The sequence below is a fragment of the Curtobacterium sp. AB451 genome (genome assembly GCF_050585845.1).
In the GTDB taxonomy this organism is placed as follows: Bacteria; Actinomycetota; Actinomycetes; order Actinomycetales; family Microbacteriaceae; genus Curtobacterium.
In genome coordinates, this window is sequence record NZ_JBOBQG010000004.1 from 469,486 (window position 1) to 481,471 (window position 11,986).

The window sequence follows — 11,986 nt, forward strand, 5'->3', positions numbered from 1 at the left end:
CGTGTGGAACACGACCATCCTATGCGCGTGCGCTGACCTTCTCGTGCCAACCGGTCCGGGCACCTCGCGTCGCGGCGGGCGGCGCGCCGATCGTGCGGGCCGTGTCGTGGTGGCCGAGCAGCTGGTCGCCGACCGCCTCCCACGTCGTGCCCTCGACCCGGAGCCGTCCGGCGGAGCCCATCCGTGCGGCCTGGGCGCGGTCGTGGTGCAGGGCGAGCACCGCGCGGCGGAGGGCCTGCGGCTCGTCCGGGTCGTACAGGTCGCCGTCGAGTCCGGGGGCGACCAGGTCGACCGGGCCGCCGGCCGCGGGTGCGATGACCGGCAGGCCGCTCGCGTGGGCCTCCTGCAGGGTCTGCCCGAACGTCTCCGCCGGACCGGTGTGCACGAACAGGTCCAGGGCGGCGTAGGCGTCCGCGAGGGCGTCGCCGCGCAGCGGCCCCGTGAAGGTGACGTCGAGGTGCCGGAGCCGTCGTTCGAGCATCGCCCGCGACGGACCGCCGCCGGCGACGACGATCCGGATCCCCGGGACGCCGCCGAGCTCGGCGAGCCGCTCGACCTCCTTCTCCGGTGCGAGCCGCCCGACGTACCCGACGATCGTCTCGCCGCGCGGGGCGATCCGCCGCCGGAGCGCCCGGACGTGCGCCGAGGAGCGCCGCGCCGGGTGGAACAGGTCGGTGTCGACGCCGCGACCCCAGCGGGCGACCCGCGGGACGCCGTCCTCGGCGAGCATCGCTGCGGTCGCGGTCGACGGCGCGAGCGTCAGCGACGCGCCGGCGTGGATGCGCCCGAGGATCTTCCGCACCAGCGGGATGGTCGCGGTCAGGCCGTTGCGGCGGGCGAACCCGGCCACGTCGGTCTGGAAGACGGCGACGGAGGGGATGCCGAGCCTCCCGGCCGCCGTGATGGCGCGTCCACCCAGCAGGAACGGGCTGGCGGCGTGCAGCACGTCGGCGCCGGAGGCGGCGAGGATCGTGTCGAGCACCGGGTGCGGGAGTGCGACCGGGAACTGGCGGTACGCGACCGCCGGCACCCGGTGGACGTCGAACGAGCGGTAGCGCTCCACCTGCGTCCGCGAGCGGAACTGCGCGATGCCGGGGGTGTCCGGCGCGATGACGACCGCGCGGTGACCGCGGCGTTCCAGGTGGTCCAGCACCGCGAGGACGCTGGTGGTGACGCCGTTGAGGGTGGGCAGGAAGCTCTCGGTCACGACGGCGACGGTCCGTTGGGACGTGCCGCGCTCCACGCTGCGTGCGTTCATGGCGATGCCCATGCTCGGCCCCGGGTGTGTCCCGTCGGGGCCGCCGACGTGAACGCCCGGCACGCAGGCGGTGAACAGCCGCGCCCGCGGGTGGACGGGAGGCGCGGCGCACGACCGGCGGGCCGGCTGCGGCCGTCGCGTGCGGACTCCCGCACCGCGAGCGTGCGGGAAGGGTGCGGGAAGCACCCAGGTCGCGCACGGTGGCACCGGTACGGTGAGCACGTGGCAGACGCACTCGAGGACTTCTACGCGATCATCCCCGCCGGGGGCATCGGATCGCGACTGTGGCCGTTGTCGCGCGCCGACGCGCCCAAGTTCCTGCACGACCTGACCGGGTCCGGCACCTCGCTGCTCCGGCAGACGTGGGACCGCCTCGCGCCGCTCGCCGGCGAGCAGCGGATCATGGTCGTGACGGGCCGGGCGCACCGCGTCGCCGTCGAGTCCCAGCTCCCCGGCGTCGCGGACCACAACGTCGTGCTCGAGAGCGAGCCGAAGGACTCCACCGCCGCCATCGGCCTCGCCGCGGCGATCCTGCGGCGCCGAGAGCCCGACGTCGTGATCGGCTCCTTCGCCGCCGACCACGTCATCGGCGACGCCCGTGGGTTCCGCCGGTCGGTCCGCGAGGCGGTGGTCGCCGCGCGTGCCGGGTACATCACCACGATCGGCATCACGCCGACCGAGCCCGCGATCGGCTTCGGCTACATCCACGCGCACGGCGACCCGATCGGCATCGACGGGGCCCCCACCGCACACGCGGTCCGCTCCTTCGTCGAGAAGCCGGACCTCGACACCGCACGGTCCTACGTCGAGCAGGGCACCTACCTCTGGAACGCCGGCATGTTCATCGCCCGGGCCGACGTGCTGCTCGCCGAGATCGGCCGGACGAAGCCCGCGCTCCTCGCCGGCCTCGAGGAACTCGCCGACGCGTGGGACACCTCGGCACGCGGTGCCGTCGTCGACGCGGTGTGGCCCGAGCTCGAGAAGATCGCGATCGACTACACGGTGGCCGAGCCCGCGGCCGCTGCCGGACGCATGGCGGTCATCCCCGGCGACTTCGACTGGGACGACGTCGGCGACTTCGCCTCGCTCGCGAAGCTGCAGTCCGGCGGCCGCGCCAACAACCTCGCGGTGCTCGGTGACGGCGCCCGCATCCTCGCGGACTCGTCGAGCGGCATCGTCGTCTCGCACAGCCAGCGGCTCATCTCGCTCATCGGCGTCGAGGACATCGTCGTCGTGGACACCCCCGACGCCCTGCTCGTCACCACGAGTGCGAACGCGCAGCGGGTCAAGGGTGTGGTGGATGCACTGAAGATCAGTGGCCGCGGCGACGTCCTGTAGCGCTCCACCACGAAAAGCGCTTGACGTCCCCCGAACTGGGGGTCCCGCCGTGACACCGCGTTACGGGCGCGTTTCCGCGCGGTCGCGATCCCGTAACTGATCCCAGGAGTCCCTCAGGGGCGTTCTGTACCGGCCGGGCGGTCGTGTACTGTCGCCACGATCGCCCGGAACGCACGTGGTCCGGGCACGCTCCCCGGAGGAACCCACCCATGACATCTCGTACCCGTCAGGTCCTGTTGAGCTCCCTCGCGCTGGCCGGCACCGTCGCCGTCCTCGCCGGCTGCTCGGCCGCCCCGTCCGACACCGCGACCGGCAACAAGACCAGCTTCCGCCCCTGCATGGTCTCCGACGCCGGTGGCTTCGACGACAAGTCGTTCAACCAGCTCGGCTTCGAAGGCATGAAGGACGCCGCCGCGGACCTCGGTGCCACCTACAAGTCGGCCGAGTCCAAGGACGCCACCGTCTACGACTCGAACATCGAGCAGCTCATCGGCCAGAACTGCAACCTCATCGTCACCGTGGGCTTCAACCTCGCCGACGCCACGAAGAAGCAGGCCGCCGCGAACCCCGACACCGACTTCGCGATCATCGACGACAACTCGATCGACGCCGAGAACGTCAAGCCGATCACGTTCGACACCTCGCAGGCGGCGTTCCTCGCCGGCTACGCGGCCGCCTCGTACTCGAAGAGCGGCGTCGTCGGCACCTTCGGCGGCATGCAGATCCCGACCGTCACGATCTTCATGGACGGCTTCGCGGACGGCGTGAAGTACTACAACGAGCAGAAGTCGAAGGACGTCAAGGTCGTCGGCTGGGACGTCGACAGCCAGAAGGGCTCGTTCACGGGCGGCTTCGAGGCCGGCACCCAGGCCAAGGCCGTCGCGCAGACCCTCATCGACCAGGACGCCGACGTGATCCTGCCCGTCGGTGGCCCGATCTACCAGTCCGCTGCCGAGGCGATCAAGGACGCGAACAACGGTTCGGTGCTGATCGGTGCGGACAGCGACCTGTACGAGGCCGACCCGCGCTACAAGGACATCGCGTTCACGTCCGTCGAGAAGGGCATGCGCCCCGCCGTCAAGGACGTCGTCGAGCAGGCTGCCGACAAGAAGTACTCCAACGAGCCGTACGTCGGCACGCTGAAGAACGACGGGGTCGGCATCGCGCCGTTCCACGACTACGCCGACAAGGTCGACAGCGGCCTCGAGAAGGAGCTCGACACCATCAAGTCGGGCATCATCGACGGGTCGATCAAGGTCGAGACCAAGGCGACCGTCAAGTAGTCCGGTGGACGCGGGCGGGGGACCCTCCCTCGCCCGCGTTTCCGTGCGCCGATCACAGAAACAGACTCTGAGAACATGAAGCTCGAACTCCGCGGCATCACGAAGCGGTTCGGCCCCCTCGTCGCCAACGACCACATCTCGCTCACCGTCGAGCCGGGTGAGGTCCACTGTCTCCTCGGGGAGAACGGCGCCGGCAAGTCGACCCTGATGAACGTCCTGTACGGCCTGTACCAGGCGGACGAGGGCGAGATCCTGCTGGACGACGTCGTCCAGGACTTCGACGGCCCGGGTGACGCCATGCGTTCCGGCATCGGCATGGTGCACCAGCACTTCATGCTCGTCCCCGTCTTCACCGTGGCGGAGAACGTCATCCTCGGCCAGGAGCAGACCGCGTTCGGCGGCCGGCTCGACCTCGCCGGCGCCCGCAAGCGCGTCCGCGAGATCTCGGAGCGGTTCGGGTTCGACGTCGACCCCGACGCCAAGGTCGAGGACCTGCCCGTCGGCGTGCAGCAGCGCGTCGAGATCATCAAGGCGCTGTCCCGCGACGCGAAGGTGCTGGTGTTCGACGAGCCGACGGCCGTCCTCACCCCGCAGGAGACCGACGAGCTGATGGGCATCATGCGGCAGCTCCGCGCCGCCGGCACCGCCATCGTCTTCATCACCCACAAGCTCCGCGAGGTCCGCGAGGTCGCCGACCGCATCACCGTGATCCGTCTCGGCAAGGTCGTCGGCGAGGCGTCGCCGACCGCGACGAACAACGAGCTCGCGGCGCTCATGGTCGGCCGCGCCGTCTCCCTCGTCGTCGACAAGGCGCCGGCCACCGAGGGCGAGGACGCGCTCGTCGTCGACGGGCTGACCGTCACCGACCCGTCCGGCATCGTGCTGGTCGACGACGTCTCGTTCACGGTCCGGCGCGGCGAGGTCCTCGCCATCGCCGGGGTCCAGGGCAACGGGCAGACCGAGCTGACCGAGGCGATCCTCGGCCTCGAGCCGGTGCACGCCGGGCACGTCACGCTCGACGGCCGCGAGCTCACCGGCCGCACCGTCAAGCAGATCCTCGACGCGGGCGTGGGCTTCGTTCCGGAGGACCGCAAGGAGGACGGGCTCGTCGGCGAGTTCACCATCGCCGAGAACCTCATGCTCGACCGTGCCGACCACGCCGAGTTCGTCCGCGCCGGCACGATCCGGTCGGCGGAGCGCGACGCGTTCGCCGACGAGAAGATCGCCGAGTTCGACATCCGCACCCCGAGCCGCGCGACCGCCGCCGGCCGGCTGTCCGGCGGCAACCAGCAGAAGATCGTCCTCGCCCGCGAGCTGAGCCGCGAGCTGCGGCTGTTCGTGGCGGCGCAGCCGACGCGCGGCATCGACGTCGGGTCGATCGAGTTCGTGCACAAGCGCATCGTCGCCACCCGCGACACCGGAGTCCCGGTCATCGTCGTCTCCACGGAGCTCGACGAGGTCGTGGCACTCGCCGACCGGATCGCCGTGATGTACCGCGGCGCGATCGTCGGCATCGTCCCCGCGGACACCCCGCGGGACGTCCTCGGCCTGATGATGGCCGGCGAACTCCCAGAAGGAACGGCGCAGGTCGCATGATGGCCGCAGAACTCCAGAGCACCCACACGACCGGAACGGAGCTGGCAGCGTGAGCAACACGCCAGACAACACGCAGCCGGACGCACCGCTGACCGACGACCGCCTGCAGGACGTCGAGGCCACCCCGCACCTCATGACCGACTCCGCCGACGACACCGAACGTCGCCAGGGCGGCGACCGCTGGCAGGCGGCGCTCCAGGGCATCGTGAACGGGTCCGCCCTCGTGACGGTCCTCGCCGTGGTGCTCGCCCTCGTCGCGTGCGGCATCCTCATCGCCATCACCGACGAGAACGTCCGCGCGGCGGCCGGGTACTTCTTCGCCCGACCCGCGGACACCTTCCGGGCGATCGGCACCGCGGTCGGCGGCGCGTACGCCTCGCTGTTCGAGGGCTCCGTCGTCAACTTCGGGGCGTCGACCTTCCAGCAGGCCATCGTCCCGATCACCCGCTCGGTCGACTACGCCGTCCCGCTCATCGCGGCCGGTCTCGGCATCGCGCTCTCGTTCCGCGCGGGCCTGTTCAACATCGGCGGCCAGGGACAGATCCTGATGGGCGCCGCGGCGGCCGGCTGGGTCGGCTTCTCGTTCGACGGCCCCGCCGCGATCCACATCCCGCTCACGATCGTCGCCGGCATCGTCGGCGGTGCGGTGTGGGCCGGCATCGTGGGCGTGCTCAAGGCACGGACGGGCGCGAACGAGGTCGTCCTGACGATCATGCTCAACTACGTCGCGCTCTACCTCGTGAGCTACATGCTCCGCACGCCGGGCCTCCTGCAGGCACCGGGCAGCCCGAACCCGATCTCGCCCGCGACGAAGGACAGCGCGGTGCTGCCGCCGCTGTTCGGACCGCGGTACGGCGTGGACCTCGGCTTCGTGGTGGCGATCATCGCGGTCGTCGTCGTGTGGTGGCTCGTCAACAAGTCCTCGCTCGGCTTCCGGTTCCGCACCATCGGTGAGAACCCGCGCGCCGCCCGCGTGGCCGGCATGAGCGTGCCGTCCCTGACCATCTGGGTCCTCGTCATCTCCGGTGCCCTCGTCGGCATCGCGGGCGCGTACCAGGTGCAGGGCGCGGTCACGACGGGCTTCACCTCCGGCATCGACGCCGGCATCGGGTTCGACGCCATCACCGTGGCACTGCTCGGTCGGTCGAAGCCGTGGGGCGTGTTCTGGGCGGCGATCCTGTTCGGCGTGCTGAAGAACGGCGGCTACGCCATGCAGGCCGCGAACGGCATCCCGATCGACATCGTGGGCGTCATCCAGGCCCTCATCGTCCTCTTCATCGCGGCCCCGCCGCTCGTCCGCGCGATCTTCCGGATCCCGCAGCCGGGCGCCCGTCGCCGCGTCTCCACGAAGAACAGCAAGAAGGCGGTCGCCGCGTGAGCACCCTCAGCCCCACCGCGCCCAGCGCGTCCCCGCTCGCCGGCCGTCCGGTCGAGACGACCCGCAGCTGGAAGCTGGCCATCGGGTACGGCGTCTTCACGCTGATCGCCCTCGTCCTCTTCGCGCTGCTGCCCCGCACCGGGACGACCACGTTCCGCCTCGCCAACAGCGGTGACTTCTTCGCCCTGCCCGACGTGCCGCTGCCGGCCGTCGCGACCGGGATCGTCGTGGTCGTGCTGCTCGCCGTGCTCACCGTGTACGCGCTCGTCGAGACCCGTGCGCTCCGCCGCGTGCCGATGTGGGTCACCGCGGTGTTCGCCGTCGTGTTCGTGATCGGGTTCCTGACCTGGGCCGCGGCGGGCAAGTCCCTGCCGATCCCCGGTCTGCTGCTCGGCGCGCTGAGCCTCAGCGTCCCGCTCGTGTTCGGCGCCCTCGGCGGCGTCATCTCGGAGCGCGTCGGTGTCGTGAACATCGCGATCGAGGGCCAGTTCCTCGCCGGTGCCTTCAGCTCCGCGATGGTCGCGTCCATCACGGGCTCGCCGTGGGTCGGCCTGGTCGCGGCGCTCGTCGCGGGCACGCTCGTGTCGTTCATCCTCGCGGCGTTCAGCATCAAGTACCTCGTCGACCAGGTGATCGTCGGTGTCGTCATCAACGCCTTCATCTCCGGGCTGACCGGGTTCCTCTACTCGCAGGTGCTCTCGCCGAACGAGACGACGCTGAACGTGGGCGTCCGGTTCCCGATCGTCCCGATCCCGGTCCTGCACCAGATCCCGGTGATCGGTCCGGTGTTCTTCGAGCAGCGCGTCACGGTCTACCTGGCGTACGTCGCGGTCGCGGTGGTCACCTTCGGGCTCTTCAAGACCCGGTGGGGCCTGCGCCTCCGTGCCGTGGGCGAGCACCCGCAGGCCGCCGACACGGTCGGCATCAACGTCACCGGCACGCGGTTCTGGAACGTCTCCCTCGCCGGCGCGATCGCGGGCCTCGGCGGTGCGTACTTCACGCTCGACGCGGTCGGTCCGTTCACCAAGGACATGACCGCCGGCGCGGGCTACATCGCGCTCGCGGCGGTCATCTTCGGTCGTTGGGACCCGATCAAGGCCACCCTCGCGGCGCTGCTGTTCGGCTTCGCGTCGAACCTGCAGAACACGCTCGGCGCGATCAACTCGCCCGTCCCGAGTGAGTTCCTGCTCATGCTCCCGTACGTGGTGACGATCTTCGCGGTGGCCGGCCTGGTCGGGCAGTCGCGCGGTCCCGCTGCGGCGGGCAAGCCGTACATCAAGAGCTGACGGCCAGGAGGCACGGCACATGACCGACACGCACGCTGCGGGCGACGACCACGTCGCGTCCACCGACCAGACGGGCTGGGCGGACCCGGCCACGGCCCTGGACGGGCGCGGCGGCCGGACCGCCGCCGACGCGGCGGGGGCCGACCCGCGCCTCCCGTCCGACGTGGACTGGACCGCCCTGCGGACCGCCGCGACGGCCGCGATGGGGCACGCCTACGCGCCGTACTCGTCGTTCCCGGTGGGCGCCGCGGCGCTCACCGACGACGGCCGGATCGTCTCCGGGTGCAACGTCGAGAACGCGAGCTACGGGGTGACGCTCTGCGCGGAGTGCTCGCTCGTCTCGCAGCTGCACATGACGGGCGGCGGCAAGCTCGTGGCGTTCACGTGCGTCGACGGCGACGGGGCGACCCTGATGCCGTGTGGCCGGTGCCGCCAGCTGCTGTTCGAACACTCGGCCGAGGGCATGCTCCTCGAGACCGTCTCCGGCATCCGCACCATCGACGAGGTCCTGCCGGACGCCTTCGGGCCGCGGACCCTCGTCACCTACCAGCAGGAGCACTGATCCCATGGCCGTCGAGCCCTTCGACACCGTCGACCTCATCCGCACGAAGCGCTCCGGCGGCGCCCTCAGCACCGCCGAGGTGGACTGGCTCGTCGACGCCTACACGCGCGGCTACGTCGAGGACCCGCAGATGGCCGCGATGGCGATGGCGATCTTCCTGAACGGCATGGAGCGACGCGAGGTGAAGGACCTGACGCTCGCGATGATCGCGTCGGGGGAGCGGATGTCGTTCTCGTCGCTCGGCAAGACGACGGTCGACAAGCACTCAACGGGCGGGGTCGGCGACAAGATCACGCTGCCGCTGGCGCCCCTGGTGGCGTCGTTCGGCGTCGCGGTGCCGCAGCTGTCCGGCCGCGGGCTCGGCCACACCGGGGGCACGCTCGACAAGCTCGAGTCGATCCCGGGCTGGCAGGCGGCGCTGTCGAACGACCGGATGATGGAGATCCTGTCCGACGTCGGCGCGGTGATCTGCGCCGCGGGCTCCGGCCTGGCCCCCGCCGACAAGAAGCTCTACGCGCTCCGGGACATCACCGGGACCGTCGAGTGCATCCCGCTCATCGCCTCGAGCATCATGTCGAAGAAGATCGCCGAGGGCACCGGTGCGCTCGTGCTCGACGTGAAGTTCGGGTCCGGTGCGTTCATGCCGACGTACGAGGCGTCGCGGGAGCTCGCGCAGACGATGGTCGACCTGGGCAACGACGCCGGGGTGAAGACCTCGGCGCTGCTCACCGACATGGGGATCCCGCTCGGGCTGACGATCGGCAACGCGCTCGAGGTGCGCGAGTCGGTCGAGGTGCTCGAGGGCGGCGGGCCGGCCGACGTCGTGGAGCTGACCGTCGCACTCGCGTCGGAGATGCTCGCGCTGGCCGGACTGCCGGACGCCGACCCCGCCGCCGCACTGGCCGACGGCCGCGCGATGGACACCTGGCGCCGGATGATCCAGGCGCAGGGCGGGGACCCCGCAGCCGCGTTGCCGGTCGCCCGCGAACAGCACGTCGTCACCGCACCGTCGTCGGGCGTGCTCGCGCAGCAGGACGCCCTGCCGTTCGGCGTCTCGGCCTGGCGCCTGGGTGCCGGCCGTGCGCGCGCGCAGGACCCGGTGCAGGCCGGGGCGGGCATCGAGCTGCACGTCAAGCCCGGTGACACCGTCGCCGCGGGGCAGCCGCTCTGGACGCTCCACACCGACGACGCGTCGCGGATCCCGCGGGCGCTCGAGTCGCTCGAGGGTGCGTGGTCGATCGGCACCGAGGCGCCCGCGCGGGGACCGATCGTGCGCGAGCGCATCACGGGCTGAACCCGGGCGGTGGGACCGGCCACCGGCCGGGCCGCGGCTGCCTGCCCGGCTGTGGAGAGCCTCCAGTGGGTCCCGTCGTCTGTTGTGCACCGGTGCCTGCGCTCGGTCGGTGACCACCGATAGCCTGAGTGCATGAGCTCCGACGCCACCACCTACCGCCTGCCCGACGCCGGAGCGGTCATCAACGACCTGCCCAAGGTCTCGCTGCACGACCACCTCGACGGTGGCCTGCGTCCGGCGACGATCGTCGAGCTGGCTGCCGAGGCCGGCGTGGCGCTGCCGACCACCGACGCCGTGGCGCTCGGTGCGTGGTTCGCCGACCAGTCGAACTCGGGGTCGCTCGTCGAGTACCTCAAGACCTTCGACGTCACCACCTCGGTGATGCAGACGGCGCCCCAGCTGCACCGCATCGCGAAGGAGTTCGTCGAGGACCTCGTCGCCGACGGCGTGGTCTACGGCGAGGTCCGCTGGGCACCCGAGCAGCACCTGCGCGGCGGTCTGACGCTCGACGAGACGGTCGAGGCCGTGCAGGCCGGCATCGAGGAAGCCGTCGACGCCGCCGGTGGTCGCATCCGCGTCGGACAGCTCGTCACCGCGATGCGGCACGCCGACCGATCGCTCGAGATCGCCGAGCTCGCCGTCCGGCACCGCGACCACGGGGTCGTCGGCTTCGACATCGCCGGGGCCGAGGCCGGGTTCCCCGCCTCGAACCACCGCGCCGCCTTCGACCACCTGGCGTCCGAGCTGTTCCCCGTCACCGTGCACGCGGGCGAGGCCGATGGGCTCGCCTCGATCCGGTCCGCGCTCGTCGACGGCCGTGCGCTGCGCCTCGGGCACGGCGTCCGCATCTTCGAGGACGTCACCCTGTCCGACGCCGGTGACGGCTCGACGCTCGCCTCCCTCGGCGAGGTCGCCTCGTGGGTGCGCGACCGCGAGATCCCGCTCGAGGTCTCGCCGTCGTCGAACCTGCAGACCGGCGCGATCGCGGCGTGGGGCGACGACCTCGCCGACCACCCGTTCGACGTGCTCTACCAGCTCGGCTTCCGGGTGACCGTGAACACCGACAACCGCCTGATGAGCGACACGACGCTGTCGAAGGAGCTCGCGCTGCTCGCGGGCACGTTCGGCTACGACCTCGACGACCTCGCGGCGTTCCAGATCAACGCGGCGCTCGGCTCGTTCCTGCCGCTCGAGGACCGCGAGGACGTCATCGCCACCATCACGGCCGGCCACCAGGAGGCCTGACGCATGCCACTGCCGCCGCTGCCGGACTCCGCCGTCGTGCTCGGGGCGACCGCGTCCTCGTGGCGTGACGCGCTCGGCGCGGCCGGTGGTGCCCTCGTGTCGTCCGGAGCGGCGACCGAGCCCTACACCGACGCGATGATCGCGCTCGTCGAGGAGCACGGGCCGTACATCGTCATCTCGCCGGGGCTCGCGTTCGCGCACGCCCGGCCGGGGCCGGCGGTCCTCCGGGACGGGCTGTCCGTGGTGACGCTCGCCGAACCGGTGACGTTCGGGCACCCGCACAACGACCCCGTCCGGGTCGTGCTCGGGCTCGCGGTCGCCGGTGTCGGCACGCACCTCGAGTCGATCGGCGAGATCGCGAACCTGTTCAACGACGCCTCGGTGACCGGTCGGATCGCCGCGGCGACCACGGCGGACGAGGTCCGCGCGATCATGGGGGTGTCCGCGTGAAGATCGTGACCATCTGCGGCGCGGGCATCGGGGCCAGCGCGATCCTCAAGGTGAACGCCGAGAAGGCACTCGTGACCCTCGGGCTGACGGCCTCGGTGGTGGCGGCCGACGTGGCGTCCGTGCAGCGGGTGTCCGACGACGCGAACGTGATCCTCACGAGCGAGGAGTTCGTTGAGGCGATCGGGTCCACCTACGCCGAGGTCATCGTGATCCGGAACCACTTCGACCAGGCCGAGATCACGGCCGCGGTGGACCGGGCGCTCGGCGAACACTGACGCCGTTCCACGACCGCTCGG

The 11,986-nt window shown here is 71.4% G+C and carries 11 protein-coding genes; 10 read left to right on the forward strand and 1 reads right to left on the reverse strand.

The genetic code is table 11. The annotated features are described in order from the left end of the window. Positions 1 to 19: 19 nt before the first annotated feature. A complete protein-coding gene (locus ACQXVK_RS12170; RefSeq protein ID WP_430853696.1) occupies positions 20 to 1,258 on the reverse strand; it encodes a glycosyltransferase family 4 protein in 1,239 nt (412 codons plus the stop codon). Positions 1,259 to 1,480: 222 nt separating this feature from the next. Here ACQXVK_RS12170 and ACQXVK_RS12175 point away from each other — a divergent pair, with 222 nt between their 5' ends. The 10 genes from ACQXVK_RS12175 to ACQXVK_RS12220 all read left to right on the forward strand — a co-directional run bounded on the left by ACQXVK_RS12175 (position 1,481) and on the right by ACQXVK_RS12220 (position 11,965). Beyond that, positions 1,481 to 2,596, forward strand: coding sequence for a mannose-1-phosphate guanylyltransferase (locus ACQXVK_RS12175; RefSeq protein ID WP_402268271.1), 1,116 nt, complete (start codon positions 1,481 to 1,483; stop codon positions 2,594 to 2,596). A gap of 209 nt (positions 2,597 to 2,805) precedes the next feature. Further along, complete coding sequence (locus ACQXVK_RS12180; RefSeq protein ID WP_430853697.1) at positions 2,806 to 3,879, forward strand: BMP family lipoprotein; 1,074 nt, start codon at positions 2,806 to 2,808, stop codon at positions 3,877 to 3,879. Between the two features lie 75 nt (positions 3,880 to 3,954). Beyond that, positions 3,955 to 5,475 carry an ABC transporter ATP-binding protein gene (locus ACQXVK_RS12185; RefSeq protein WP_402268265.1) on the forward strand — a complete coding sequence of 507 codons (1,521 nt, stop codon included), beginning with the start codon at positions 3,955 to 3,957 and terminating at the stop codon, positions 5,473 to 5,475. Positions 5,476 to 5,524: 49 nt separating this feature from the next. Further along, positions 5,525 to 6,853 (forward strand): ABC transporter permease, encoded by a 1,329-nt coding sequence (locus ACQXVK_RS12190; RefSeq protein WP_430853698.1) that lies wholly within the window; start codon positions 5,525 to 5,527, stop codon positions 6,851 to 6,853. Continuing rightward, positions 6,850 to 8,139 (forward strand): ABC transporter permease, encoded by a 1,290-nt coding sequence (locus tag ACQXVK_RS12195; RefSeq protein ID WP_416394808.1) that lies wholly within the window; start codon positions 6,850 to 6,852, stop codon positions 8,137 to 8,139. Before ACQXVK_RS12190 ends, ACQXVK_RS12195 begins: the two co-directional genes overlap by 4 nt. 163 nt (positions 8,140 to 8,302) lie before the next feature. Continuing rightward, entirely contained in the window at positions 8,303 to 8,701 is a 399-nt protein-coding gene (locus ACQXVK_RS12200; RefSeq protein ID WP_402268446.1) for a cytidine deaminase, read from the forward strand. Positions 8,702 to 8,705: 4 nt separating this feature from the next. Next, entirely contained in the window at positions 8,706 to 9,995 is a 1,290-nt protein-coding gene (locus tag ACQXVK_RS12205) for a thymidine phosphorylase (RefSeq protein WP_430853699.1), read from the forward strand. Positions 9,996 to 10,127: 132 nt separating this feature from the next. Next, on the forward strand, positions 10,128 to 11,240 hold the full coding sequence (locus ACQXVK_RS12210; RefSeq protein WP_430853700.1) for an adenosine deaminase: 1,113 nt from the start codon (positions 10,128 to 10,130) through the stop codon (positions 11,238 to 11,240). 3 nt (positions 11,241 to 11,243) lie between these two features. After that, positions 11,244 to 11,690: a PTS sugar transporter subunit IIA gene (locus ACQXVK_RS12215; protein WP_430853701.1), complete on the forward strand. Its 447-nt coding sequence runs from the start codon at positions 11,244 to 11,246 to the stop codon at positions 11,688 to 11,690. After that, the gene (locus ACQXVK_RS12220) at positions 11,687 to 11,965 is read left to right on the forward strand and encodes a PTS sugar transporter subunit IIB (RefSeq protein ID WP_022908139.1); all 279 of its coding nucleotides are present in this window, start codon (positions 11,687 to 11,689) and stop codon (positions 11,963 to 11,965) included. The genes ACQXVK_RS12215 and ACQXVK_RS12220 overlap by 4 nt, the downstream gene beginning before the upstream one ends. Positions 11,966 to 11,986: the final 21 nt, after the last annotated feature.